Genomic DNA, 23,710 nt, shown 5'->3' with positions numbered 1-23,710 from the left:
CGGATCATCGGACAGCGTGACGTGGCGCAGGTGGCGGCATGAAGGTCTTGCACATCACCCCGTCATTCTTTCCTGCGACCCATTGGGGTGGGCCGATCTGGTCGACCAAGGCGATCTGCGACGGGATCGCCGCGCGGCCCGGCTTCGAACTGCGTGTGCTGAGCACGGATGCGGCCAGCCCCGCGCTGCGCGATCGGGTTGCCCCGGTTCGTCTGCCTTATCCTGTCACCTGCACGCGGCGCTTGGCGGGCCATGCAATCGCGCCGGGGTTGCTGGCGCGGTTGCCTGCAGCGGTCGCCTGGGCCGATGTTGTGCATTTGACCGCCACTTACAACATGCCCACATTGCCGACGCTGATGTTGGCGCGGCTTTTGGATAAACCCCTAGTCTGGTCGCCGCGCGGTGCCCTGCAGGGCACCGCTGAGTGGGAAGATGCCCCGCGCCGCGCGACCAAACGGATGTTTGCACGTGTTGCCAATCTGATCCGCCCGCGTGACACCGTTTTGCATGTGACCGCGCCCAGCGAGGCGGCGGCCAGCATCCGTCAATTGGCAGGTGTCAGGTCGGTTGAGATCTCCAATGCGGTTGATATGCCGCCCGTTGTTGACCGTGAACCATCAGCTAACACACGTTGCCGGCTGCTCTTTTTGGGACGGCTACACCCCAAAAAGGGGCTCGCCTACCTTTTTGACGCGATGGAACGCCTGCCAAGTGGTTTCGTGCTGGATATCTTTGGGACAGGTGATGCGGATTATGTGGCTAAGCTGCGTAAATCCGCAAAACGGTTGAACGGACGTGTCACCCTGCATGGCCATGTAGGGGGTGCTGCAAAAGCCATGGCCTTTGCCCGTGCCGATCTGTTTGTCCTGCCATCGCATTCCGAGAATTTTGGCATCGCAGTGGCCGAGGCCTTGGCCCATGGCCTACCGGTGATCACAACGACAGACACGCCATGGCAGGATGTTGAAAGGGTTGGCTGTGGTAGGTGCATTGATCTTGACCATGACGATCTGACATCAACAATCACCCAACTTGCGCAAATGGATTTGCCTGCAATGGGTGCCCGCGGTCGGGCGTGGATGGCGCGGGATTTCTCGCCTGCCGCGATGGTGGATGCCTTTGCCGATCTCTACACAGAGCTTTGTCATGGCGCACCTGCACAGGTGCCTGCATGACCGCTCCCGTTGATGTCACCGCCAACCGTGCCGCTACAAGCTGGAGCCACCGCGAAAAGCTGGGGCGTGCGCTGTGGGCGCTGGCATATCCACTATTCGGGCTGAGCCCGCGCCCGCTGTGGGGTTGGCGTCGCTGGTTGCTGCGCCGCTTTGGTGCGCAGATTGGCGCAGAGGTGCACGTCTATCCCAGCACGCGCATCGCCGTGCCGTGGCATCTGCAGATTGGCGATCACGCGGCCATTGGGGACCGCGCGATCCTTTATGCGCTGGGCCGAATCGAGATTGGCGCACGTGCCACGGTGTCCCAAAACGCCCATCTTTGCGCCGGAACCCATGCGTGGCGTGAACCGGCAAGGCCGCTGATCCGCGCGGCGATTGTGATTGGCGAAGACGCTTGGATTTGTGCAGACGCCTTTGTCGGGCCGGGCGTACAGATCGGGGCGGGTGCGGTGCTTGGTGCGCGCGGCGTCGCGATGCGTGATCTTGCGCCGGGTCATATTGGTGCGGGCAATCCGATGCAGGTGAGATCCGCAAAATGACAGATCTGACAGTGATTATCCTGACCCGGAATGAGGCGCGGCATATCAGCCGTGCGATTGCCTCGGTCCGTGATGTCGCGACGCGCGTGCTGGTTGTGGATAGCGGGTCAGCTGATGACACGGTGGTTCTTGCCAAATCTGCCGGGGCCACAGTGTTGACCCACACTTGGACCACCCATGCCGCACAGTTCAACTGGGCATTGGGCCAGATCGCAGGTGCATCCGGTTGGGTGTTGCGGCTGGATGCCGATGAGGTGTTGACGCCTGAGCTGGCCGCCGAGATTGCGACGGGGTTGCCGGATGTTGCGGGTCTTTATTTGCGCAGGCGCATTTGGTTCATGGGGCAACCTGTGCGGTTTGGCGGGGTGTTTCCGGTTCGGGTCATGCGGCTTTTTCGCAATGGTGCGGGTCGTTGCGAAGATCGTTGGATGGACGAACATATCGTTGTCAAAGGCCCCACATCGGTGCTGAAAGGTGAGTTGATCGACGACAATAAAAACCCGCTAGACTGGTGGATTGCCAAGCACAACCGCTATGCCAGTCGCGAGGTGATCGATATCCTGAATGCGCGCTATGATCTGTTGCCAAACACCTCTGACCCGCAGCAGGGCGGTCTGAAAAGATGGCTCAAGGTCCGGGTCTACGGGCGGTTGCCGGCCGGTTTCAGGGCAGGGCTTTATTTCTTCTATCGCTACGTGTTGCGTTTTGGGTTTCTGGATGGGCCCCAAGCGCGCGCATTCCATGTCTTGCAGGGGTTTTGGTATCGCTATCTGGTAGATGCCAAACTTGCAGAAGTTTTGCGCTACATCGCCGAGACCGGTGCCGGACCAGAGGTGGCAATCCGCCATGTGTTGGGCGTTGAGCTAAACATCCTCCACAAACACCTGTCGAAAGCGGCCGCATGAAGATTTCCATTGTTACCGCAGTGATGAATGGCCGGGCCACCTTGCCCGACATGTTGCAAAGTCTTGCAGAGCAATCGCAAACAAATGTTGAACACGTGGTGCAGGATGGCGGGTCAACGGATGGCACGTTGGCCTATCTGACCTTGGCGGGGCACCCTGCGATGGCACTGCAATCAACACCTGACACAGGCATCTATGATGCAATCAATCAGGGAATTTCCCGTGCAATGGGCGATGTGGTTGGCGTGCTGCATGCTGACGACCAATTGGCGGACCCGGACGTGTTGGCAATGATTGCAAAGGCTTTTGCCGACCCGGCGGTTGATGGTGTGTATGGTGATTTGCAATATGTCGCCCGCGATGACCCTAACCGCGTGGTCCGGCATTGGCGTGCAGGCGCGTTTGAACCTGCCTTGCTAAAGCGTGGTTGGATGCCCCCACACCCGACGCTCTATCTGCGTCGGGCGGTCTTTGAGCGGGCGGGACTTTATGACACCAGCTATCGGATCTCGGGCGATTACGACGCGATGTTGCGCTATCTAACCACTGGGCAGGTGCGGTTGTCCTACTTGCCCCATGTTCTGGTGCGTATGAAGATGGGCGGCGTCAGCAACCGATCCTTTGCCCAGATGCTGCGTAAGAGCCGTGAAGATTACCGGGCCATTAAGCGGCATCAGGTCGGCGGGGTCGGCACGCTTGTGGCCAAGAACCTGTCGAAGCTGCATCAGTTTGCAGGTCGCCGTCAGGTGTAGAAATAGACCGTGAGCATATAAAAGATCGGGGCGGCAAAGATCACACTGTCAAGTTGATCAACAAAGCCACCCTGACCGGGGATCAGATGCGACCAGTCCTTGACGCCCCGGTCACGCTTGATCGCAGCGACCACCAGATTGCCCAACATCCCCACCAGTGATGCCACTCCGGCCATCAGTGCGGCACCGATCAGCCCGAAGGGCGTGATCCAGTTCAGCATGGCCCCGATGATCATCGCACTGGCAACCCCAAGCAGCACACCTTCCCATGTTTTGGGTGACAGACCGGGGGCGATGCGGGTGCGCCCGATGCGGCGACCAAAGAAGTACTCGAGCAAGTCGCCAAGCTGTACCACCATGACCAGAAATGCGATTAGCAGCAGCGACCGGTCGCCATATCCGTCAATTTCGACCGACATGAGGGCCGGTACGTGGCTGACGCAATAGACCGCGATCATCAGCGCCCATTGCGTTTCGGCCACACGGACCAGAAATTTGTCTGGATTGCCGCGTAGTGCGGACACCATGGGCAGGAAGAGGAAGGCATAGACTGGGATCAGCACGGTAAAGAGCCCCGCCCACTCCATGCCCACAAAGACATACTGTAGTGGCAGCACCACAAAGAAAGCGAGCGCCAGCGACAGGTGATCGGCCTGCGCCTTGGTGGTCAATGTCAGGAACTCGCGCAGCGCCGCAAAGGAAGCAAAACCAAAGAGAACCATCACGCCGGGTTTTCCCAGCAGAAGTGCTATGCCGATAAAGGCGACCATGCCCCACCAGCTTTGCACGCGGGTCATATAGGTATCGAGCACCGGGTTGTTGAAACCGGGCTCTTCACGGGCGCGCAACACCTCGCCCACAAAGGTCAGGGCGATCAGAATTCCAAAACTGCCGAAAGCCAGTAACAGAATATCGGTCATTGTACTGTTCATGACCGCACCTCCGGCCGTTGCGCCAGCAAAGCGTCCGAGGCGCGCTTGAGGAAATCATCCTTGCTTTCGCCGTCCTTCACATGGATCGGCTCGCCAAAGGTGACGGTGCAAATGAGGGGCAGGGGGATGATCTCGCCTTTGGGCATGATCTCGGTCAGGTTGGCGACCCAGGTGGGGACCAGATCGACCTCTGGCCGGGCGATCCCCATGTTGTAAAGGCCTGCCTTGAATGGCAGCAGCGGGTCGTCGGTCATGTTGCGGTTGCCTTCGGGGAAGATGATCAGCGACGCGCCTTCGTCAAGGGCCGCGATGATCTTGTCCATCGGCTTGTCTTTGACCTCTGGCCTGCGATCAACAAGGACGCAGTTGAAAACCTCGGGGCCGACAAAAGCGCGGACCTTGTTTTTCAGCCAGTAATCTGCCGCAGCCACCGGGCGCACCGTGCGCCGCATTGATGGGGGCAGCACTGACCAGATCATCGGCATATCGGCGTTGCTGGTGTGATTGGCGAAATAGACCCGTTGGCGCGGGACCGGTTCGATCCCTTTCCAGTCGGCGCGCACGGCGGTGATGGCGCGGGCAAAGATGCGAATGGATTGGCCGACAATGCGGGCGGCGAATTGGCGCAAGAATTTCATGGGACCGACTTTGGCGAAGGGAGGGACATTTGAAAAGGAAAAAGCCCTGCCCCCGGGGATGAAGGGGCAGGGCAGGGGTGCCGGCTATCAAAGGGGCTCGCCGACATAGTCCTCAAGCAGTTTTTCGTTCTTGGCGTCTTCGATGCGCTGGATGCGGTCTTCTGACATCCGCTCATCAAAGCGATATTTGACAAAATTCACCAAGGCGAGGGTCAGCATCATCACCGACATGGCCCAGAAGCCTTTGGTCGAAAGCGGTACATCGGTTGAGAGCCAGAGCGAGATACCCAGCATGCCGTAGGCGATACCGACACCCAGCAGGTTCACGAACATGATCAGGCCGTTATCAGATTTCTTGTTCAACATTGGTCTTTCCTTTCGAAAAAAGAGGGGGAGTTATGAAGGCTATTTCTTGGTGGACTTCAGGCGCGCCAGCACATCATCGGCGGTGGATCGAGTGGCGGTGCCAAATCCAGCATCGGCCATCCGGCCAGCTATGCTGTCGCCGTCGAGGTCGCGGTTGATGTCAGCCAGAATTTCCGAGCGCTCAAAGGGATCGTCGCGGCCCAGCACACGGGTAATCAACTCTTCGGCCTCTTCGACGCTGCCCGATTGGATGCCGGTCTTGGCCATCTGCATTTGGATATTCTGTTCGCGGCGAACAGCACGGGCCTGAATAGCGCCTTGTTTGAGGTCAATAATCCGGCGGTGTCCGCTTTCGATGGAGGACCGCAAGCGGATCACTTTCTGGTCTAGCCGATCAAGCGTTTCGCGGCGCACCACCAGTTCATTTTCCATGCCAGCGATGGCACGTGCGGCCTCTTCAGCCATGTCTTCGCGGTCATTGTCCAGTGCCTCTTTGGCGCGTGTGGTCAGGTCGCTGATGCGGGTTTTGAGTGCCGCGTGCTGCTTTTCCTCGGACCGCTGGCGCTGGATTAGGCTGGCAAGCGTGGCTTTGGCAGCGCGCAGGCTGTTTTCGCTTTCGCGGATTTTCTGGTCAATCAGCTCGATTGCAAAGGCATCGCGCACCCGGTCTTCGGCGCGTGCGTTCTGTCCGTTGATTAGCGTGGCAAGTGTCTTGAACATCATTGTCTCCGTTTCATTTCAGTGCGTGAACACTGTTCATAAATTAGAGATAGCGAGTCGCTTTCTGCTTTGCAAGCAAAATGTGAACAATGTTCAAAAAATCTAACTTGAGGTCGTGATCTGTCGCAAAACAAGGGCAATCATGCGGTCGATATCGTCGGATGGGACACCGGCCGAGGCTTCATCAAGCCCTAAAAGCACGATTCCATGCACTGATGAAAACAGCGCACGGGTCAAAAGGGCGATCTCTGCACTGTCCCTATCGGGGAAAATCACCGCTAGCGGGTCAGAGATATAGGCGAAAAGCTGACCCATCTCTTGCAGGTACCACTCAGGCGCCGCTTCGCCCGGCGCGCGTTCGACATCAAAAAGCGCCCGCCAACTAAGGTGATTGGCCGCTGCATAGTGGTGGTAGGCCTGTGCCATGACAACCAACTGCTCAACCGGGTCTTCGGGGGCTAGGGCCAGCGCCGCGGCCACATCAGCGCCCAAAGTGTGGAAGGTCCGGGCATTCACCGCAAGGGCCAGATCGGTCAGATCACCAAAGACATTATAGATGGCACCAACAGCACAGCCTGCCTCAGCGGCCAGATCGCGGGCGCGCAGGGCGCCTAACCCGTCAGCGGCAATCCTGCGCTCTGCAATTGCGATCAGGTTTTCGCGCAGTTCCTTGCGCCGGGTTTCGGTTTTACGTGCCATTGGGTGCCCCTGAGTGAACGTAGTTCAGTGATAGGCGAAGACAGGGAGGTTTGGAAGGGGCAGACGAAAGAACAACCACGTAGGGTGGGTAAAACCCACGGGCAACGAACGTCAATCAACGCGTGGGTTTTACCCACCCTACGTTTTCACAGGCGCGCCACCCGCAAAACTATTCACCTTGTGATATCCAATCGGCCCTTCCTGCATTTGCAGGTGCAGGAGGTCGCCGTCGTAGAGATGCGCCCGTGCGAGGTCTTCATCAAAGTCGATGCCAAGCCCGGCACCTGTTGGTGTCGGAATATAACCGTCCTCGACCTTGATGCTGCCTTTGATCAGGGCGTTGTGGAACGGTGTGTCTATCGTTTCGGCCATCAGGATATTGGGGATGGATGCGGCCAGTTGCAGGTTTGCGGCCCATTCCACCGGACCCGCGTAAAGATGCGGGGCCATCTGTGCGTTATAGACCTCTGCCATCGCCGCGATCTTCTTGGTTTCCCAGATGCCGCCAGACCGACCCAAGGCCGGTTGCAGGATCGTGGCCGCGCCAGCGCGTAGGACGGGTGCAAACTCCGCCTTTGTGGTCAGCCGCTCACCTGTCGCTACGGGAATATTCACGGATGCTGCGACTTTGGCCATTTCGGCCACGTTGTCCGGTGGGATAGGCTCTTCGTACCAGAGCGGGGTGTATGGCTCTAACGCCTTGCCCAGGCGGATTGCCCCGCCGGTGCTGAACTGGCCGTGGGTGCCAAAAAGCAGGTCCGCCTGATCACCGACCGCCTCGCGGATGGTTTTGCAGAATGCAACCGAGAGCGAGATGTCGTGCATCGAGGGCATATGCCCGCCGCGGATCGTGTAGGGGCCGGCAGGGTCGAATTTGACGGCCGTATAACCTTTCTCGACCATATCCACCGCGACTTCGGCGGCCATATCAGGGCTGGCCCAGAAATCAGGTAGCGGATGCGTGGGGCGCGGATAGAGGTAGGTGTAGGCGCGGATGCGGTCGTTCATGCGTCCGCCAATCAAGGCGTGGACGGGGCGGTCGCGGTCTTTGCCGATGATGTCCCAGCAGGCCATTTCCAATCCTGACCATGCGCCGATCACTGTTAGATCAGGGCGCTGGGTAAAGCCAGAGGAGTAAACGCGGCGGAACATCAGCTCAATATTCTCGGGGTTTTCGCCTGCCATATGGCGTTCGAAAACGTCCTTGATCACGGCTTTCATCGCTTCTGGCCCGATTGAAGAGGCATAGCATTCGCCGTACCCCACCACCCCGGTATCCGTCGTGACCTTAGGGATGATCCAATAGCTTCCGCCCCAGCCTGGTGCAGGCGGGGCAGTGACAATGATGTCAAGATCGGCGAGTTTCATCTGGGCGGACTTTCGATAGAGGAGCTGGCTTATGAAGGACCCAATCACGCTTCGCAGATTAGGTCCAGACGATCTGGATGTGTTGTTGGCGGTCAACGAGGGGCTTTTTGATCATACGATCCGGCCTGATCAGGCGGCGGCATTTCTGAACGCATCGTCGCATGAGATCATCCTGGCCTTTGATGCCGGAGAGGCCGTCGGCATGGCCTCGGGGCAGGTTTTGTTGCATCCTGACAAGCCGCCCGCGTTCTTTGTGGCTGAAGTTGGCGTGCGCGAGAGCCATCAGCAGCGAGGGATTGCCAAGCGGATGTGCGCGGCGTTTATCGCTTTGGCCCGTGATCGCGGGTGCGAGGGGATATGGCTGGCCACAGAAAGCGACAACGTCGCGGCGCGTGCATTGTACCGTGCGCTTGCGGCGCGCGAGACCGAAGGGATTGTCGTGTACGATTGGGATGGCGCGATGGATGATTGAGTAAGGTGGATCTTGATCCACCTTACCTGCCGCTCCGTCAGTCAAAGACAATGACATTGCGCTTGGCCGATCCGGTCTTGGTATCCGCAATCGCATCGTTGATTTGTTCCAGCGACCAGCGCCCGGAAATCAGCTCATCCAGCTTAAGCCGTCCCTGTTCGTATAGATCCACCATCCACGGGATATCGCGGGCAATCACAACATCACCCATCTTTGAACCCACCATGCCTTGCCCTGTGGCGGCCAGCATTACCGGTTCATAGGTCGACATCGCGCCCGAATGAGGCATGCCGACCATGATCACCTTACCGCCATTTGCCAGATATTGCGGTGCCGTATCATAAGCAGGGATCGCGCCAACTGTGACAAAGACAGCATCGGCCCCGCGTCCCATCGCCGCTTTGGCTTGCCGCCATGGTTTTTGCTCTGTTGCAAGCACACCATCGGTTGCGCCGAATTCCTTGGCAATCGCCAGCTTTTCTTCTGACATGTCCACTGCCACGATACGCCGTGCGCCCGCGATGCGCGCACCCTGAATTGCGTTCAGCCCGACACCACCGGCCCCGATTACCACGACGTCCTGTCCGGCGCGGAGTGCTGCGGCATTCACCACAGCACCTACGCCGGTGATCACACCGCAGGCCAGCAAAGAGGCCACGTCCATCGCTATCCCATCCGAGAGCTTGACGACCTGACTTTGGTCCACAACGATCTTTTCGGCAAAGCCACCGGTGTTCATGGCTTGATGTAGCGGCTCATTATCCGCTCCGGTCAGTGGCCCGCTGGCCAGATCGGTTTCGCAAGCCACAGGTTTGCCCCCCGCACAGGACGGGCAAGTGCCGCAGGCCCGGATCAGCGTCACGACAACCGGATCGCCCAGCGACACACCGCGAACGCCTTCGCCCACGGCAGTGACGTGCCCCGCAGCCTCATGCCCATAGACCGCAGGCAATGTCCCACCCCAAGCCCCATCCATGTAGGAAATGTCAGAATGGCAGATGGCGCAGGCTTTGAGAGTGACTTCCACCTCGCCCATATTGGGGGCGGCAAGATTGACGGTTTCGATGGTCAGCGGTGCGCCGAATTCGCGGCAAATTGCGGCTTTGATCTGTGGCATACTGTGGTCCTCACGGGTCGTGTTTGTACGACCCTGCGGTGCGCACAAAGCAAGCGCAAGTCTGAACGCGACATCAGGTTGCGCGTGCGCGCAACGGACGGGGTGTTTGCATGAAAACGATGATGCACCCGATGGTCAGCACTGCCGAGAACAGGAAGGGCGCGCCGGGCAGGTAGATGGGCGTATTGGCCGCTGTGAAATACCAGAAGGTTTGCGTCACAAGCAGCGGAGCCAAAATGGTGGCCACGGCGTTGATCGACGTCACTGTTCCCTGCAACTCGCCCTGCTGGTCATCTGAGGCCGTGCGCGACATGATCCCTTGCAGCGCCGGGCCAGCGATTGATCCCAGCGCCGTCAGTGGTGTCATGGCCAAAGCGACCCAGCCATTGGTGACAAAGCCAAGTGCCACGAAAGCCAACACATCAACCGACAGCCCAAGGATCACTGCCTTGCGTTCCCCGATCCGGTTCAGGATGGGCCGGATCAGCAATCCTTGCACAATGGCAATGCCGATCCCGAAGATACCCAGAGACAGCCCGATCATCCCCGGCCCCCAGTCAAAACGCTCTGCCCCGAAATAGGCCCAGACGCCGGGATAGACGAAAAACGCGATGGTATAGACGAAGGTGATCAAGAGCAGGCGCTTTAAGCCAGGCAATGATCCGATGTTCTTGAAAGCGCCCAAAGGGTTAGCACGACGCCATTCAAACGGGCGTCTGATTCGATCCGTCACCGTCTCTGGCAAGACGAAATAGCCAAAAATCGCATTGGCTGCGGCCAGCCCTGCCGCCGCCCAGAACGGCGCGCGTGTGCCATATTCGGCCAGCAAACCACCAACCATCGGTCCCAGAACAAAACCTAACCCGAACGCGGCCCCGATCAGGCCAAAGTTCGCGGCCTTTTCGTCAGGCTCGGAGATATCAGCCATATAAGCCGCCGAAGTTGACTGCGTAGCGGCTGTGATCCCCCCGATAATCCGGGCGATGATCAATAGCCAGATTGTATGCGCCAGTGCCATCAACACATAGTCAAAAGCCATGATCACAAGCGAGATGATCAGAATAGGGCGGCGCCCGTAACGATCAGACAAGCTGCCCAGGGTTGGCCCGAATAGGAATTGCATCGCTGCAAAGGTCGTGGCCAGAATGCCGCCCCACACGGCGGCTTCACCCAGGCCTTGCCCTTCAACCTCTTGGATCAGATCAGGCATCACAGGCATGATCAGGCCAATGCCCATACTATCAAGCATGACCGAGATCAGGAGAAAGGTGACGGCGAGACGTTTGTTCATCCGCGCAGAATTAAACTGTTCGGTTCAGTTTGCAAGTGCGGATTGCAGGTGGGTCAGACATGCCCTGTCGCGGTCAGGAACTCATTGATGTGGCCTGCGAAAACCTCTGGCGCTTCGACGCAGGGCAAGTGCCCCACCTTGCGCATCAGCGCAAATTGCGACCCCGGCACCAAATCAATGGTTTCGCGCACCAAATCGGGGGGCGTTGATCCATCCTCTGACCCTGCGATGCCCAGCAACGGAATTCGTAGCCCGCTAGTGGGTGTGTAGAAATCTGTGCCCGCAATCGCAGCACAGACGCCCGCGTACCCCGCAACAGGTGTCGCTTCGAACATTGCTTGCCATGGGGGCATTGCAGGGCTTTCGTAAAACGCCTTGCCAAACCAACGTTGCATGATGGGATCTGCGGCCTTTGCCATACCGCTTGTTGTGACGACCTCTATCCGGTCCTGCCAAAACTTGGGGTTGCCGATCTTGGCGGCGGTGTTGGACAGCACCATGGCGCGAATAATCTCGGGCCGTTTCACCGCCAGTCCTTGCCCGATCATACCCCCAACGGACAGGCCCACGAACATCGCGTCGCGCACATTCAGCGCGTCACATACAGCCTCTGCATCGCTGATCAATTGGCCCATGGTGTAGGGCCCATCCGGCACGTCGGATTTACCATGTCCGCGTTTATCATAGCGGATGATCCGCAAGCCCTGTGTCAGATAAGGCAGGATCGGGCCCCAGAGATGCAGGTTTGTGCCCAGCGAATTGGCAAAGACCAACACCGGCCCATCATCTGGCCCATCAACCTGCGCATGCAGGCACACGCCGTCGCGACTTGTGATCCGATGCTCAGTCGTCATCGCCCAAGACCATATGTGCCATGATCTGCCCGTGATCAGAGGCGAGCTTGTTGTAAGGTGCTTCGGGGTGCGAGCCGTCGGTCAAGTGGTCGTTGAAGACGCTGAAGTACTCCATCTCACCAATGCCATCGTCGTCATCAAGAAAATGCTGCGACATCAGGATCTGGTCGATGCTCTCAAAAACTCCGCCGAATGCAGACGTATAGACCATGTCGCGCAGGGACCGTTTCACGAACAGTTTTTCTGCCGAATGCAGGCGAACTTTCGTTATCTTATCCTGAATGATTTCGTTTTCATCATCGCTATAGCGGTTGCGGCTTGTCTTGGCATCATGTCTGCGCATCCAGGCGTAGTTCTTGAATGGTACCTCGCCGGTGATGATCTCAGAGGACACCGCATGCTCGCTGTCGTTGAAATCACCCAGCACCATCACCGGACGATCAAGCGCGAGTTCCTCTAGAACAGCTGACCGCAGCACCCAAGCCTCTGCCATGCGCCGCAAAGCAGACCGGAGCGAGCCCATCGCGCGTGCTGCTGGATCATAGTTTACAAGATCGGCGGCAGGCGGGAAGGGCGCACCGTCGGGGCGTTCCAACTCGCCCAGTTTGGATTTCAGGTGACAATTTAAGACGGTAACCACTGTGTCGCCCACCGGAATACTGGCTTTCATGATCGGACGGCTGAGCCGTTTGATCTGATAGGTGCCGCCATCGCTGCCGTCCAGATCGCTAAAGGGCACGGTCAACGGTTCATCAAGGTCCTGCAGCACCTCCGGCGGTTCGGCAAAGCCAAAGCGCGACAGGATCGCCACACCGGGACGACGCTGACCGGGGCCTCCGTCAAAGCTGTTGGGTGCAAAGGCGAGGGCCGCTTCAGTGTAGGGTTCAAAGGCGAGTTTGCGGAAAATCGCCTTGCGGGCATAGCGCTTGGACCGGTCAGGGATCACGGCCTCATTGGCGGCTTGGCCCAACTCGTCGGTCTCAATGACCACATCGCGCAGGGCCGCTTCGCTAAATATCTCTTGAAAGCAGACGATATCGGCATTCATGGTCAGCAGTTGATCGGCCAGCCAGGCGCGTTTCCATGCGTATTCCTCGGGCGTGTATTTTTCGAACCGATAGTATTCCTGATCCGCCTCGATCAGGTTCTTGACGTTGAAGCTGGCGATGGTGAAGCGGGTCATTTCAGTGTCTCCAAGGCAAGGGCAAAGACGGCGGCATCGACGTTGCCACCTGTGGCAACGGCAATGACAGCATCGCCGGTGAATGCGTCAGGGTGGAAAAGCGCTGCAGCCAAGGCTGCTGCGCCGCCAGGTTCAACGACAACGCGCAAACGCGCGAAAGCGAGACCCACGGCGCGCAAGCATTCGTCTTCGCTGACAACGATACCCGGCCCGCAGTGTTTCTGCATGATAGGGAACGTCAACGCGCCCGGTTGCGGTGTGATGATTGCATCACAAAGTGATCCGTCGCGGCGCGTGTTGCTCTCGATTTTGCCGCTGGCCAAAGACCGGGTGACATCGTCAAATTCTTCCGGCTCTGCCGGACGCACGCGCAGGCCGGGCGCATCCGCAGCTAGTGCCAGCGCAATGCCAGAGGTCAGACCACCACCGCCGCAACAAACCATAACATCCGCATCTGTCACGCCAAGGGCGTTCATGTCTTCGGCAATCTCTAGGCCTGTCGTGCCCTGACCGGCAATGACTTGCGGTTCGTCAAACGGTTTGATCAACGTCAGCCCGCGTTCGGCTGCAAGCCGTGCGCCAATTTCATCCCGGTCTTCGTTGGCACGATCGTAAAGCACAACCTCTGCCCCCAGCGCGCGCGTGTTTTCGATTTTTACCGTTGGGGCGTCTTCGGGCATCACAATAACCGCTGGCGCGCCATGTTCATGCGCCGCCAGCGCCACGCCCTGCGCATGGTTGCCACTGGAAAAGGCGATCACCCCTGTTTTAAGCGCATTGTCGGTCAGTGCCGACACCGCCGACCAGCCGCCCCGAAATTTGAAAGAGCCCGTGTGCTGCAGGCATTCGGGTTTCACAAAGACACGTCGCCCCGCGATCTCATCCAAAAATGGCGAGGTCAGCATCGGTGTGCGCCGCGCGTGGCCTTTGATCCGCTCTGCGGCGGCCCGGATCATGTCGATGTTCATTGCAGCTGTTCCACCCATTTGTGCAGCGCGTCCAGCGCCTGTGGTTCGTCCAGAAATGGTACATGGCCGCGCCCCGGCACATCAGTGCGGATCATGTCAGGGCGGCGGCGGGTCATTTCATCAGCAGTGTCCTTGGACAAAAGATCAGAGTTCGCCCCACGTACCAGCGCCAACGGCAGGCCAGTGAATGCCGCAAAGAGCGGCCAAAGATCAGGCGCCGGTTGTGCGCCCGCCGCCAGCACCGCATCGCGCAGTTTGGGATCGTAGCGGATCACCAGACCATCGTCTGTTTCCTTATAGTGCGCTTTCACCTCGGCCAGCCAACGCGCCACTGGGACGTCCACGAAATGTGACCAGTGCTTGGCACGTGCCTCTGCCGCGGCGGCATAGGTCTTTTGCGGTGGATTGCGCCCGATGTAGCCTTTGATGATATCAAGGCCCTTGCCATCAATCACCGGCCCAATGTCATTGAGCGCCACACCCAACAGCCGATCCTTGGCTGTTGCCGCCAATACCATCGCAATCAGCCCGCCACGTGACGTGCCTAGGATCGCTGCGGTCTCAAGCTCCAGATGATCCATCAGGGCCAGCACATCCTGCGCTTCGTGGGGGATGGTGTATGTGGCAGCGTCTGCCCAATCCGATTGGCCGCGCCCGCGATAATCGGGCCGGATCAACCTGACCGGCAGATGCGGTGCAACATGGTCAAAATCGGCCCCGTTCCGGGTCAGGCCCGCAAGGGCGATGACAGGAACGCCAACCCCTTCGTCAGTGTAATGCAGTTTGGTGCCGTCTTGCGCTGTAAAGAAAGGCATCAGGTGAACTCCGGGATTGTCGTCAGGTCCGACAGCACATGATGGGGTTTGGCATAAAGCCTGTCGACAGGTTCACCCGCGCGGTTCACCCAAGCCGTCTGAAAGCCATATCCTGCAGCACCTGCCGCATCCCAGCCGTTGGAGGAGACAAAAAGCACCTCTTCGCGGGTACCGCCGAAATGCGCGCCAACAAGGTCGTAGACTGCGGTTGCCGGTTTGAACACGCCCACGGTTTCCACGCTTAGCACCGCATCCAAAAGGTCCCGTATCCCTGCCGAGGACACAGCCGCATTCAGCATATCGGGCGAGCCGTTGGACAGGATCGCGGTTTTCTTGCCAGATGCCTTCAGCGCGGCCAGCATCGCAGGCACCTCGGCATAGGCGTCCAATTCCCAGTAAAGCTCAAGCAGGCGTGCGCGTGTGCTGTCATTGGCCAATCCATGCGCCTCAAGCGCCCAGTCCAGACCGTCCTGTGTGACCTGCCAGAAATCGCAATGCTGCCCAGCCACGGCGCGCAACCACGTATATTGCAGCTGCTTGAGCCGCCAATCGCGGGCAATGTCGGGCCATGTCTCGACCAGTGCCAGATGTGCGGGTTCTTTGGCGGCCCGGCTTGCGGCAGCATTCACATCAAACAATGTGCCATAGGCATCAAACACATAAGTTGTGATTGGCATCGGCGCCTCCGTTCGTTGTGGCCACCCTGTCACGGCACTGCGGCGGCGAAAAGGGGCAATGCGTTTGCATGTCCTACCCGACCCACGTAGCGTGCGCGGGATTTTACATATGACAGACAAGGGATTGGACATGAGCCAGGCAAAAGCAGGCGATACCGTGCGCATCAACTATACCGGCACTTTGGACAGTGGTGAGACTTTCGACAGCTCCGAAGGGCGCGACCCGCTGGAGTTTGTTGTAGGCTCTGGCCAGATCATTCCCGGCCTTGATGCGGCAATCCCTGGTATGGCGGTGGGCGACAAAAAGGACGTGAACGTCCCTTGCGCGCAGGCTTATGGCGAAAGCAATCCTGACGCGCGTCAGGCGGTGCCGCGCGAGCAGATCCCGGCAGAAATCCCGGTCGAGGTCGGCACGCAATTGCAGATGCAGACACCACAGGGGCAGGTTGTGCCCGTGACGGTTGCCGCTGTGTCAGAGACCGAGGTGACGCTGGATGCCAACCATCCGCTGGCAGGTAAAGATTTGAACTTTGCGATTGAGATTGTGGGGATTGATGCGGGGTAGGGAAGGTTGGAGATATTCAAGTAACGCTTTGATGTATGGTTCAAACAGCACTAAACCAAGTGGTCCGGCTGCGGCATCCCCAGCACATGGAAACCACCATCAACGCGAATGATCTCACCGGTTGTGCAGGCCCCGGCATCCGAGGCGAGGTAGACAGCGGTGCCGCCCACGGCCTCTAGCGTGGCATTGCTGCGCATTGGTGCGTTCAAATCGGTGTGCTTGTAGGTTTTGCGCGCACCGCCAATGGCGGCCCCTGCCAGTGTCTTCATCGGGCCGGGGCTGATCGCGTTCACGCGGATACCCTGTGGACCCAGATCGTTTGCCAGATAGCGCGTTGCCGATTCCAGCGCCGCCTTGGCCACACCCATCACGTTGTAGAATGGTGTGACCCGGTTTGACCCTTGATAGGTCAGCGTCAGCAGGGTGCCACCATCTGGCATCAAGGCTGCCGCGCGGTTGGCCACATCAATGAAGGAATAGCACGAGATCGCCAGCGAGTTTTTAAAGTTCTCGCGGCTGGTGTTGATGAAGCGGCCTGTCAGTTCGTTCTTGTCGGAAAAGGCGATGGCGTGGACCACAAAATCTAACGTGCCCCAGCGATCCTTGAGCGTGGCAAAGGCAGTGTCCATGCTTGCGTCATCGGTCACATCCACATCGACCATAATGTCAGAGCCAACAGATTGCGCCAAAGGCTCTAGCCGTTTGCCGAAGGCCTCGCCCTGATAGGTGAATGCGAGCTCTGCGCCTGCTTCGGCCATCGCCTTGGCGATGCCCCACGCGATCGAGCGCTCATTGGCCACGCCCATAACCAGCCCGCGTTTGCCCTTCATCGAGATTGTCATGCGTCTACCCTTTGAACTTCGACAACAGCATTGAGCCGTTTGTGCCGCCAAACCCGAATGAATTTGTCATCACGGTATCCAGTCCTGCATTTTCAACAAGATCGGTTGCAATCTCTGCAGGCTTCAACGCCGGATCGAGGTTTTCGACATTGATCGATGGCGCGATGAAATCGTCTTGCAGCATAAGCAAGCAATAGACGGCTTCTTGCGCGCCAGTGGCGCCTTGGCTGTGACCTGTCATGGATTTGGTCGAGCTGATGGGAGGGGTGGAGCCTTCGCCAAAGACGCGGCGCACGGCCTCAACCTCGCCTACATCACCGACCGGTGTCGATGTGCCATGGGCGTTGATGTAGCTGATGTTGCGTCCTTCTGGCAGTGTCGTAAGCGCACCGCGCATGGCCCGCTCGCCGCCTTCGCCCGAGGGGGCAACCATGTCAGCACCGTCAGAGGTGGCTGCAAACCCGGTGACTTCGGCATAGATTTTTGCGCCACGCGCCTGTGCGCTTTCAAGGCTTTCCAACACGACCATGGCACCGCCACCTGCGATCACAAAACCATCGCGGTCTGCGTCAAATGCGCGGCTCGCCCGTTCCGGCGTGTCGTTGTATTTTGAGGACATGGCCCCCATTGCGTCAAAGAGGCACGACAGCGTCCAGTCCAGCTCTTCGCCGCCGCCTGCAAACATAATGTCCTGCTGACCCAAGGCGATTTGCTGGGCGGCCATGCCAATGCAATGCAACGAGGTGGAGCATGCCGAGGTGATCGAGAAGTTCATGCCCTTGATCTTATAGGCGGTTGCAAGGTTTGCACTGACCGTGGACGACATGCATTTTGGTACGGCAAAGGGGCCAATCCGCTTGGTCGCACCAGTGTTTTTGACAACCTCATGGGCGGTTAGCATGGCCGAGGTTGAAGGCCCGCCAGAGCCTGCAATCAGCCCGGTCATCGGGTTGACGACCCGATCTTCGTCCAGATCGGCATCTGCGATGGCCTGACCCATGGCGATGTGCGCATAGGCCGCACCCGGCCCCATAAAGCGCAGTGTGCGTTTGTCGACATGTTCGGTGATGTCGATCTTGAGCGTGCCCGCGATCTGGCTGCGAAACCCGTGCTCGGCCATTTCAGGCGAGGCTTCGATCCCGGATTTTCCGGCTTTCAATGACGCCAGAACCTCATCAGCATTATTTCCGATGGGCGACACGATCCCGAGACCGGTGACAACAACACGGCGCATGGGCACCTCTCCTTTATTTTCGTCGTAGATTGGTGGCCTAGTTTTCGGACAGCGCAACCTTCATATCGGTGACTTGATAGATGACCTCGCCATCGGCCTCAACAATCCCATTGGCCACGCCCATCGTCAGACGGCGGGTTTGGATGGCTTTGGTAAAATCTACCTTATAGGTCAGCATCTTACGGTCCGGGCGAACCATGCCGGTCAGTTTGACTTCGCCCACACCCAACGCATAGCCGCGCCCTTGCCAGCCACGCCAGCCAAGGTTGAAACCGGTCAGTTGCCACAAGCCATCAAGGCCCAGACAGCCGGGCATAATCGGGTTGCCGGGGAAATGGCAGTCAAAAAACCACAGATCAGGGGTGATATCGAACTCTGCCACCACATGGCCTTTGCCATGTTCGCCGCCGTCGCCGGAAATGTCAGTGATCCGGTCCATCATCAGCATGGGCGGGGCGGGAAGCTGGGCATTGCCTTCGCCAAAAAGCTCGCCGCGGGCGCATTTGAGCAGCCCTTCTTTGTCAAAACTTGTGGGATAATCCGCCATGTTCGTGGTCTCATTGTTGTTGACTGCGTTGTCTGACCTCTACCACCGGGGGGTTTGCAAGAGCAAGTCTGCCGGTTTTCCGACTGTTTTTATTTGATCATAACCCCCAAGTTCCCATATGAATGACGTAAGGCAGCAAAAGAGCGACCATGACACAGATCGAAACACAGCGCAGCGCGGATTGGCTTGCCGGTGCAGGATTGCGCCCGACGCGGCAGCGTATGACGTTGGCGACGCTGCTGGTTGGTGACGGTCAGGACCGTCACGTGACGGCCGAGAGCCTGTTTGATGCCGCCACTGACACCGACGAAAAAGTGTCACTTGCGACGGTCTACAACACGCTGCGCGCGTTTTGCGATGCAGGGTTGATGCGCGAAATTACGGTGGATGGTTCGAAAAGCTACTTCGATACAAATATGACGGATCATCCGCATTTTTATTGGGAAGACAGTGCCAAGCTAACGGATGCACCTGCGGATCAGCTGGAAATCCGGCATTTGCCGGATGCGCCAGAGGGCGCAGAGATTGCATCAGTGGACGTTGTGATCAGGTTGCGACGGACCTGAGGTGTAAGGTGGATCTTGATCCACCTTACTTTTCTGCGGCACTTCACATTTCATTAACTGAGTCGGGCCACTCTGTCGTGATGTCCAACTATCGCCGTCTGCGTGTGCCCGGAGGCACCTATTTCTTTACCGTTCGTTTGCAGGATCAATCCTCTGATCTGCTTATCAGCCATATTGATGTGCTGCGCGATGCCACACGGCTGACCCGCAAGCGTTGGCCGTTTGTGATAGATGCAGCGGTCATTCTGCCAAACAAACTTCATATGATCTGGACCTTGCCCGAGGATGATGCGGATTTTTCCAAACGCTGGCGGTTGATAAAGTCAGCCTTCTCGCGCAATGTTCCCGCGCCAGCCTATGTGCCGCCCAGTCACCGCAAGCGCGGCGAGAAGGGGATTTGGCAGCGCCGGTTCTGGGAGCATTTGATCAGGGACGATGATGACCTTGCCCTGCACATGCATCTGATCCGCTCTGCACCCATTCACACGGGCCTTGTGCGCAAACCAAGTGATTGGCCCTATTGCTCGCTTCATCGCACAAAGGGGTGCGCGCCTGTCAAAACCATTGCCCCGGTTCCATCAGCCCCAAATCCAAAAGTTGTTGGGATTGCCAGTTAAACCGTTCTGACTGCGGACAATGAAACGTGTCGATCACATGGCGACTGCCGGGGTTGCGCCGCAGAGCCTTTGCCGTCCGAAACGAACCGATCGCCGCTGTTAGGTTGTTGTGCCAAGGGCAGGCAAAGGTGTTGAACTCTGCAATGTTGAATGACCGGTCGACGAGCATCTCAAGTCCCGGCACAGCCCGAAAAAACGACACCCGGTTCAGCTGTTGCCGTTTACTGCCGATATGTTCCTCAAACCGCCAACGCAGCCCGCCGTAGAGGTCGATCTGCCGCTCAATTGCATGCCCAGTCGCGTCCTCGCGGGCGAGGGTATAATAGCCCGACCGATCAAAATGCGCGTTTTGACGATCAACGCCGCCGGGATGGCCCGCCAGATCCTGCGGGTAAAGATCAACAAGATGCGTCATGACCGTATCGCGCCGCTCTTCGGTCATAAAGGTCAGCATTTCGCCCACACTGCGGTTTTCGCAGAATGGATAGAAAAGATACTCTGCATTGTAGCAGTAATAGACCCACTGCCCCGGCAAGGCTTTGATCACGGTATTGATCACAGTGGGTAGGGCATCATCGCGGGTGACATCATAGTCGGCCCGGTGGACGTTGGGGGCCAGATCAACTGGCACGTCCATTTCTGCCGCACAAACAAGTACCAGATCGCCAAAACCAAAGCCGAGATGATGCGCAATCGTGCTTTCCACCTCTACCCCGTCGTCCAGCAGGATCAGACCAACGGGCCCCGCGCCCAGTGATTGTCTGGCTTGCGCTTTGAGCATGGACAAGGATGTGAAATGCATGTGCCGTCTGTTCTGTTGCGATTATCGCAAATTCCGCCATATCGGCCCGCATTGCAAGCGATCCGCCAAGCCGCTAGAAGGCCCCCACTTCCCCAATCCAAGGTCTTTGCGATGTCCGCGCCCAAGAAGCTCTATATTAAGACATATGGCTGTCAGATGAATGTCTATGACAGCGAACGCATGGCCGAGGCGCTGGGCGGCAAAGGATATGTCGAAACGCAGACGCCTGATGATGCTGATATGATTCTACTCAACACCTGCCATATCCGCGAAAAAGCAGCCGAGAAGGTGTATTCTGAGTTGGGGCGTTTCAAAGGTTTGAAGGCGGAAAACCCCGATCTGAAAATTGGTGTTGCGGGCTGCGTGGCGCAGGCCGAAGGTGAAGAGATCATGCGCCGGCAGCCGATGGTTGATCTGGTCGTTGGCCCGCAAAGCTATCACCGCCTGCCTGCGATGGATGATGCCGTGCAGAACGGGGCGAAGGCGCTGGATACTGATTTCCCTGACGATGATAAGTTTGAAACGCTCAAGACGCGTGCGAAGGCCAAACGCGGCCCGACCGCATTTTTGACCGTGCAGGAAGGTTGCGACAAGTTTTGTGCCTTCTGCGTGGTGCCATATACGCGTGGTGCAGAGGTGTCGCGCCCGGCGGATCGTATCATTCGCGAGGCGCAGGAACTTGTGGAAAGCGGCGTGAAGGAAATCACCCTGCTGGGCCAGAACGTGAATGCATATCATGGGCATGAGGGTGGCTTGGCCGGGTTGATCTGGGCTCTGGACAAGGTCGATGGGTTAGAGCGCATTCGCTTTACCACCTCGCACCCCAACGACATGGATGAAGCGCTCATCGCGGCCCATGGCACATGCGACAAACTGATGCCTTATCTGCATTTACCGGTGCAATCGGGGTCCGACCGCATTCTTAAGGCAATGAACCGCAAGCATACTGGCGAAAGCTATCTGCGTCTGATCGAACGCATTCGTGCCGCGCGGCCTGACCTGCTGTTGTCAGGGGATTTCATTGTGGGGTTCCCCGGTGAGACTGATGAAGATTTTGAGGACACGATGCAGTTGGTCCGTGATGTCCATTATGGGCAGGCCTATTCGTTCAAGTATTCCACCCGTCCGGGCACGCCAGCCGCTGAAAAACCGCAACTGCCAGAGGATGTTATGAACGACCGTTTGCAGCGCTTGCAGGCCTTGTTGCGCGAACAGCAGCAGGCGACGCAAGCGGCAATGGTTGGTCGAGAGGTTAAAGTACTGTTTGAAAAGGCAGGGCGTGAAGCGGGACAGATGATTGGCAAGTCCGAGTATCTGCATGCGGTTTACGCTGATGCGCCAGCGGATGTGCTGGGGCAGGTGCGCCGCGTGAAGGTTGTGCAGGACAGTCCAAATTCGCTGAAAGGTGAGTTGCTGTAGCGTGGGTTTCACCCACCCTACCGGCGCGTTCATATCATTTCTGTGACATTTCCGTTTGATCCCTTGCGCCTTGCTGTCTGACTTGCCACGATACCTATATATAGACTCAAAGGAGAGCTGATTGGCCACTGGTGCCCTGACCCCACCCGCTGAAGCTGCCACAGAAGCCCTGTTGGAATTTCCTGACAACTTTTTGCTGATCGATCTTTGCGGCGAATATGACCGCAACCTGACCACCATCGAAGACAAACTTGATGTGCAGATCCTGCGCCGGGGCAACCAGCTTGCCGTGATCGGTGAGGAAGACGCCCGCGATGAGGCGACCTTGGTTCTACAGGCGCTTTACAGCCGTCTGGAGGCGGGCCGCACGCTGGAACCCGGTGATCTGGACCGCGAATTGCGCATGGGTGCGGAACCTGTGCGCGGGCCTGCCCGTGACGGTGATCAGATCGAGTTGTTCAACGGCGAGACATCCCGCGTCGAAATCAAAACTCGCAAGAAGCTGGTTGAGCCGCGCACAGATGCGCAGAAGGCCTATGTCAAAGCGCTGTATGATAAGGAATTGGCCTTTGGCATCGGCCCGGCGGGCACGGGCAAAACTTATCTGGCTGTGGCGGTTGGCGTGAACATGCTGATCTCGGGCCATGTCGACAAGATTATCCTGTCACGCCCTGCGGTCGAAGCGGGCGAGAAGCTGGGCTATCTGCCGGGCGATATGAAAGACAAGGTCGATCCTTACATGCAGCCGCTCTATGACGCGCTGAATGATTTTCTGCCGGGCAAACAATCCGCCAAGATGATCGAGGAAAAGGTGATAGAAATCGCTCCCTTGGCATTTATGCGCGGGCGTACCCTGTCCAATGCCTTTGTCGTGCTGGATGAGGCGCAGAATGCCACAACCATGCAGATGAAGATGTTCTTGACCCGTCTTGGTGAAGGCAGCCGCATGGTGATCACTGGCGATCGCACGCAAATCGACCTGCCGCGCGGGGTAAACTCCGGCCTCTGGGATGCAGAGCGTTTGCTCAAGAGCATTCCCAAGATCAGCTTTAGCTACTTCACCTCCAAGGATGTTGTCCGTCACCCGTTGGTGGCCGCCATCATCGAGGCCTATGAGGCGGATGATCCGAAGTGACCGTGGATTGCATGGTTGAAGATCCGCGCTGGGCCGCGATTGAAGACCTCGCTCAAGTTGCCACTGATGCCACATTGACCCGTTTGGGGTTGGAGCCTTCCGTGTTCGAGGTCAGTGTTCTGGCATGTAATGATGCGCGCATTGCGGTGTTGAACGAAGATTTCCGGGGCAAGCCCCGCCCGACAAATGTGCTCAGCTGGCCATCGGCAGAACGAGGTGCAGCGATGGATGGCGAAATGCCGGTGATGCCGCAGTTTGGCCCGGACAATGAATTGGGCGATATTGCCATCGCCTATGACACCTGCGCGCGCGAAGCCGCTGAGGCAGGGAAAACCATAGGTGACCACACCATCCATTTACTGATACATGGCACACTCCATCTATTGGGTTTCGATCACGAGCGTGACCGTGATGCCACCCTCATGGAGGGGTTGGAAACTGAAATACTTGGCAAATTGGGTATTGCTGACCCATATAGGAATGATACGGGCCATCAGGCTTCATAGGTAAGG

Annotated in this window: 28 protein-coding genes; 11 read left to right on the top strand and 17 right to left on the bottom strand. The window is 58.0% G+C overall.

All coding sequences use genetic code 11. From position 1 onward, the window contains the following. The first annotated feature begins 38 nt into the window (after positions 1-38). From DHN10_RS11145 to DHN10_RS11130, 4 genes are read left to right on the top strand one after another with little or no spacing between them, the layout of a single operon-like run. On the top strand, positions 39-1,175 hold the full coding sequence (locus tag DHN10_RS11145) for a glycosyltransferase (RefSeq protein ID WP_108815403.1): 1,137 nt from the start codon (positions 39-41) through the stop codon (positions 1,173-1,175). Beyond that, on the top strand, positions 1,172-1,714 hold the full coding sequence (locus DHN10_RS11140) for an acetyltransferase (RefSeq protein WP_108815402.1): 543 nt from the start codon (positions 1,172-1,174) through the stop codon (positions 1,712-1,714). Before DHN10_RS11145 ends, DHN10_RS11140 begins: the two co-directional genes overlap by 4 nt. Beyond that, positions 1,711-2,619 carry a glycosyltransferase family 2 protein gene (locus tag DHN10_RS11135; protein ID WP_108815401.1) on the top strand — a complete coding sequence of 303 codons (909 nt, stop codon included), beginning with the start codon at positions 1,711-1,713 and terminating at the stop codon, positions 2,617-2,619. The genes DHN10_RS11140 and DHN10_RS11135 overlap by 4 nt, the downstream gene beginning before the upstream one ends. After that, entirely contained in the window at positions 2,616-3,371 is a 756-nt protein-coding gene (locus tag DHN10_RS11130) for a glycosyltransferase family 2 protein (RefSeq protein ID WP_108815400.1), read from the top strand. The genes DHN10_RS11135 and DHN10_RS11130 overlap by 4 nt, the downstream gene beginning before the upstream one ends. Here the strand turns inward: DHN10_RS11130 and DHN10_RS11125 are convergent. The 6 genes from DHN10_RS11125 to DHN10_RS11100 all read right to left on the bottom strand — a co-directional run bounded on the left by DHN10_RS11125 (position 3,362) and on the right by DHN10_RS11100 (position 8,094). Beyond that, positions 3,362-4,303, bottom strand: coding sequence for a phosphatidate cytidylyltransferase (locus DHN10_RS11125; RefSeq protein ID WP_108815399.1), 942 nt, complete (start codon positions 4,301-4,303; stop codon positions 3,362-3,364). The genes DHN10_RS11130 and DHN10_RS11125 overlap by 10 nt on opposite strands. Continuing rightward, positions 4,300-4,941 (bottom strand): lysophospholipid acyltransferase family protein, encoded by a 642-nt coding sequence (locus DHN10_RS11120; protein WP_108815398.1) that lies wholly within the window; start codon positions 4,939-4,941, stop codon positions 4,300-4,302. The genes DHN10_RS11125 and DHN10_RS11120 overlap by 4 nt, the downstream gene beginning before the upstream one ends. An 87-nt stretch (positions 4,942-5,028) precedes the next feature. After that, a complete protein-coding gene (locus tag DHN10_RS11115; protein ID WP_108815397.1) occupies positions 5,029-5,307 on the bottom strand; it encodes a hypothetical protein in 279 nt (92 codons plus the stop codon). 39 nt (positions 5,308-5,346) lie between these two features. Then, entirely contained in the window at positions 5,347-6,027 is a 681-nt protein-coding gene (locus DHN10_RS11110) for a PspA/IM30 family protein (protein WP_108815694.1), read from the bottom strand. A gap of 102 nt (positions 6,028-6,129) precedes the next feature. Then, positions 6,130-6,726 carry a TetR/AcrR family transcriptional regulator gene (locus DHN10_RS11105; RefSeq protein WP_108815396.1) on the bottom strand — a complete coding sequence of 199 codons (597 nt, stop codon included), beginning with the start codon at positions 6,724-6,726 and terminating at the stop codon, positions 6,130-6,132. Between the two features lie 138 nt (positions 6,727-6,864). After that, positions 6,865-8,094: a mandelate racemase/muconate lactonizing enzyme family protein gene (locus tag DHN10_RS11100; RefSeq protein WP_108815395.1), complete on the bottom strand. Its 1,230-nt coding sequence runs from the start codon at positions 8,092-8,094 to the stop codon at positions 6,865-6,867. Between the two features lie 31 nt (positions 8,095-8,125). Between DHN10_RS11100 and DHN10_RS11095 the strand changes: the two genes are divergently transcribed. Then, positions 8,126-8,566 (top strand): GNAT family N-acetyltransferase, encoded by a 441-nt coding sequence (locus DHN10_RS11095; RefSeq protein ID WP_108815394.1) that lies wholly within the window; start codon positions 8,126-8,128, stop codon positions 8,564-8,566. A 37-nt stretch (positions 8,567-8,603) separates the two neighbouring features. Here DHN10_RS11095 and DHN10_RS11090 read toward each other — a convergent pair whose 3' ends face one another. From DHN10_RS11090 to DHN10_RS11060, 7 genes are all read right to left on the bottom strand, one after another. Continuing rightward, entirely contained in the window at positions 8,604-9,683 is a 1,080-nt protein-coding gene (locus tag DHN10_RS11090) for a Zn-dependent alcohol dehydrogenase (protein WP_108815393.1), read from the bottom strand. 73 nt (positions 9,684-9,756) lie between these two features. Further along, positions 9,757-10,974, bottom strand: coding sequence for a TCR/Tet family MFS transporter (locus DHN10_RS11085; protein WP_108815392.1), 1,218 nt, complete (start codon positions 10,972-10,974; stop codon positions 9,757-9,759). Positions 10,975-11,027: 53 nt separating this feature from the next. Next, complete coding sequence (pcaD, locus tag DHN10_RS11080; RefSeq protein WP_108815391.1) at positions 11,028-11,828, bottom strand: 3-oxoadipate enol-lactonase; 801 nt, start codon at positions 11,826-11,828, stop codon at positions 11,028-11,030. Further along, positions 11,818-13,011: an endonuclease/exonuclease/phosphatase family protein gene (locus DHN10_RS11075; RefSeq protein ID WP_108815390.1), complete on the bottom strand. Its 1,194-nt coding sequence runs from the start codon at positions 13,009-13,011 to the stop codon at positions 11,818-11,820. Before DHN10_RS11075 ends, pcaD begins: the two co-directional genes overlap by 11 nt. Continuing rightward, positions 13,008-13,979 (bottom strand): threonine ammonia-lyase, encoded by a 972-nt coding sequence (locus DHN10_RS11070; protein WP_108815389.1) that lies wholly within the window; start codon positions 13,977-13,979, stop codon positions 13,008-13,010. The genes DHN10_RS11075 and DHN10_RS11070 overlap by 4 nt, the downstream gene beginning before the upstream one ends. Further along, positions 13,976-14,794, bottom strand: a complete 819-nt coding sequence (locus DHN10_RS11065; protein ID WP_108815388.1) for an alpha/beta fold hydrolase — start codon at positions 14,792-14,794, stop codon at positions 13,976-13,978. Before DHN10_RS11065 ends, DHN10_RS11070 begins: the two co-directional genes overlap by 4 nt. Then, a complete protein-coding gene (locus DHN10_RS11060; protein WP_108815387.1) occupies positions 14,794-15,471 on the bottom strand; it encodes a haloacid dehalogenase type II in 678 nt (225 codons plus the stop codon). Before DHN10_RS11060 ends, DHN10_RS11065 begins: the two co-directional genes overlap by 1 nt. Positions 15,472-15,601: 130 nt before the next feature. On the opposite strand from DHN10_RS11060, the gene DHN10_RS11055 reads away from it, so the two are divergent. Beyond that, positions 15,602-16,036 carry an FKBP-type peptidyl-prolyl cis-trans isomerase gene (locus DHN10_RS11055; protein ID WP_108815693.1) on the top strand — a complete coding sequence of 145 codons (435 nt, stop codon included), beginning with the start codon at positions 15,602-15,604 and terminating at the stop codon, positions 16,034-16,036. 50 nt (positions 16,037-16,086) lie between these two features. Here the strand turns inward: DHN10_RS11055 and DHN10_RS11050 are convergent, their stop codons facing one another. The 3 genes from DHN10_RS11050 to fabA are packed head-to-tail and all read right to left on the bottom strand — an operon-like array spanning position 16,087 to position 18,659. Beyond that, positions 16,087-16,878 carry an enoyl-ACP reductase FabI gene (locus tag DHN10_RS11050; protein ID WP_108815386.1) on the bottom strand — a complete coding sequence of 264 codons (792 nt, stop codon included), beginning with the start codon at positions 16,876-16,878 and terminating at the stop codon, positions 16,087-16,089. Positions 16,879-16,882: 4 nt separating this feature from the next. Beyond that, entirely contained in the window at positions 16,883-18,112 is a 1,230-nt protein-coding gene (fabB, locus tag DHN10_RS11045) for a beta-ketoacyl-ACP synthase I (RefSeq protein ID WP_108815385.1), read from the bottom strand. A 37-nt stretch (positions 18,113-18,149) separates the two neighbouring features. After that, positions 18,150-18,659 carry a bifunctional 3-hydroxydecanoyl-ACP dehydratase/trans-2-decenoyl-ACP isomerase gene (gene fabA / locus DHN10_RS11040; protein WP_108815384.1) on the bottom strand — a complete coding sequence of 170 codons (510 nt, stop codon included), beginning with the start codon at positions 18,657-18,659 and terminating at the stop codon, positions 18,150-18,152. Positions 18,660-18,808: 149 nt separating this feature from the next. On the opposite strand from fabA, the gene irr reads away from it, so the two are divergent. Continuing rightward, positions 18,809-19,225 (top strand): Fur family transcriptional regulator Irr, encoded by a 417-nt coding sequence (gene irr / locus DHN10_RS11035; protein ID WP_108815383.1) that lies wholly within the window; start codon positions 18,809-18,811, stop codon positions 19,223-19,225. 80 nt (positions 19,226-19,305) lie between these two features. Beyond that, the gene (locus tag DHN10_RS11030; RefSeq protein ID WP_108815382.1) at positions 19,306-19,842 is read left to right on the top strand and encodes an REP-associated tyrosine transposase; all 537 of its coding nucleotides are present in this window, start codon (positions 19,306-19,308) and stop codon (positions 19,840-19,842) included. Here DHN10_RS11030 and DHN10_RS11025 read toward each other — a convergent pair. Then, positions 19,781-20,644 carry a glycosyltransferase family 2 protein gene (locus DHN10_RS11025; protein WP_108815381.1) on the bottom strand — a complete coding sequence of 288 codons (864 nt, stop codon included), beginning with the start codon at positions 20,642-20,644 and terminating at the stop codon, positions 19,781-19,783. The genes DHN10_RS11030 and DHN10_RS11025 overlap by 62 nt on opposite strands. 111 nt (positions 20,645-20,755) lie before the next feature. Between DHN10_RS11025 and miaB the strand changes: the two genes are divergently transcribed. The 3 genes from miaB to ybeY all read left to right on the top strand — a co-directional run bounded on the left by miaB (position 20,756) and on the right by ybeY (position 23,704). Beyond that, on the top strand, positions 20,756-22,063 hold the full coding sequence (miaB, locus tag DHN10_RS11020; RefSeq protein WP_108815380.1) for a tRNA (N6-isopentenyl adenosine(37)-C2)-methylthiotransferase MiaB: 1,308 nt from the start codon (positions 20,756-20,758) through the stop codon (positions 22,061-22,063). A gap of 121 nt (positions 22,064-22,184) precedes the next feature. Then, the gene (locus DHN10_RS11015) at positions 22,185-23,198 is read left to right on the top strand and encodes a PhoH family protein (protein ID WP_108815379.1); all 1,014 of its coding nucleotides are present in this window, start codon (positions 22,185-22,187) and stop codon (positions 23,196-23,198) included. Further along, positions 23,195-23,704, top strand: a complete 510-nt coding sequence (ybeY, locus tag DHN10_RS11010; protein ID WP_108815378.1) for an rRNA maturation RNase YbeY — start codon at positions 23,195-23,197, stop codon at positions 23,702-23,704. The genes DHN10_RS11015 and ybeY overlap by 4 nt, the downstream gene beginning before the upstream one ends. Positions 23,705-23,710: the final 6 nt, after the last annotated feature.

Source organism: Loktanella sp. Alg231-35 (assembly GCF_900143545.1).
In the GTDB taxonomy this organism is placed as follows: Bacteria; Pseudomonadota; Alphaproteobacteria; order Rhodobacterales; family Rhodobacteraceae; genus Yoonia.
The sequence above is the reverse complement of the archived record's forward strand: the minus strand, read 5'-3'. Positions and strand labels throughout refer to the sequence as shown.

Coding starts and splice junctions, on each gene's coding strand:
- DHN10_RS11145 (WP_108815403.1), top strand. CDS start 39: ATGAAGGTCTTGCACATCACCCCGTCATTCTTTCCTGCGACCCATTGG.
- DHN10_RS11140 (WP_108815402.1), top strand. CDS start 1,172: ATGACCGCTCCCGTTGATGTCACCGCCAACCGTGCCGCTACAAGCTGG.
- DHN10_RS11135 (WP_108815401.1), top strand. CDS start 1,711: ATGACAGATCTGACAGTGATTATCCTGACCCGGAATGAGGCGCGGCAT.
- DHN10_RS11130 (WP_108815400.1), top strand. CDS start 2,616: ATGAAGATTTCCATTGTTACCGCAGTGATGAATGGCCGGGCCACCTTG.
- DHN10_RS11125 (WP_108815399.1), bottom strand. CDS start 4,303: ATGAACAGTACAATGACCGATATTCTGTTACTGGCTTTCGGCAGTTTT.
- DHN10_RS11120 (WP_108815398.1), bottom strand. CDS start 4,941: ATGAAATTCTTGCGCCAATTCGCCGCCCGCATTGTCGGCCAATCCATT.
- DHN10_RS11115 (WP_108815397.1), bottom strand. CDS start 5,307: ATGTTGAACAAGAAATCTGATAACGGCCTGATCATGTTCGTGAACCTG.
- DHN10_RS11110 (WP_108815694.1), bottom strand. CDS start 6,027: ATGTTCAAGACACTTGCCACGCTAATCAACGGACAGAACGCACGCGCC.
- DHN10_RS11105 (WP_108815396.1), bottom strand. CDS start 6,726: ATGGCACGTAAAACCGAAACCCGGCGCAAGGAACTGCGCGAAAACCTG.
- DHN10_RS11100 (WP_108815395.1), bottom strand. CDS start 8,094: ATGAAACTCGCCGATCTTGACATCATTGTCACTGCCCCGCCTGCACCA.
- DHN10_RS11095 (WP_108815394.1), top strand. CDS start 8,126: ATGAAGGACCCAATCACGCTTCGCAGATTAGGTCCAGACGATCTGGAT.
- DHN10_RS11090 (WP_108815393.1), bottom strand. CDS start 9,683: ATGCCACAGATCAAAGCCGCAATTTGCCGCGAATTCGGCGCACCGCTG.
- DHN10_RS11085 (WP_108815392.1), bottom strand. CDS start 10,974: ATGAACAAACGTCTCGCCGTCACCTTTCTCCTGATCTCGGTCATGCTT.
- pcaD (WP_108815391.1), bottom strand. CDS start 11,828: ATGACGACTGAGCATCGGATCACAAGTCGCGACGGCGTGTGCCTGCAT.
- DHN10_RS11075 (WP_108815390.1), bottom strand. CDS start 13,011: ATGACCCGCTTCACCATCGCCAGCTTCAACGTCAAGAACCTGATCGAG.
- DHN10_RS11070 (WP_108815389.1), bottom strand. CDS start 13,979: ATGAACATCGACATGATCCGGGCCGCCGCAGAGCGGATCAAAGGCCAC.
- DHN10_RS11065 (WP_108815388.1), bottom strand. CDS start 14,794: ATGCCTTTCTTTACAGCGCAAGACGGCACCAAACTGCATTACACTGAC.
- DHN10_RS11060 (WP_108815387.1), bottom strand. CDS start 15,471: ATGCCAATCACAACTTATGTGTTTGATGCCTATGGCACATTGTTTGAT.
- DHN10_RS11055 (WP_108815693.1), top strand. CDS start 15,602: ATGAGCCAGGCAAAAGCAGGCGATACCGTGCGCATCAACTATACCGGC.
- DHN10_RS11050 (WP_108815386.1), bottom strand. CDS start 16,878: ATGACAATCTCGATGAAGGGCAAACGCGGGCTGGTTATGGGCGTGGCC.
- fabB (WP_108815385.1), bottom strand. CDS start 18,112: ATGCGCCGTGTTGTTGTCACCGGTCTCGGGATCGTGTCGCCCATCGGA.
- fabA (WP_108815384.1), bottom strand. CDS start 18,659: ATGGCGGATTATCCCACAAGTTTTGACAAAGAAGGGCTGCTCAAATGC.
- irr (WP_108815383.1), top strand. CDS start 18,809: ATGACACAGATCGAAACACAGCGCAGCGCGGATTGGCTTGCCGGTGCA.
- DHN10_RS11030 (WP_108815382.1), top strand. CDS start 19,306: ATGTCCAACTATCGCCGTCTGCGTGTGCCCGGAGGCACCTATTTCTTT.
- DHN10_RS11025 (WP_108815381.1), bottom strand. CDS start 20,644: ATGCATTTCACATCCTTGTCCATGCTCAAAGCGCAAGCCAGACAATCA.
- miaB (WP_108815380.1), top strand. CDS start 20,756: ATGTCCGCGCCCAAGAAGCTCTATATTAAGACATATGGCTGTCAGATG.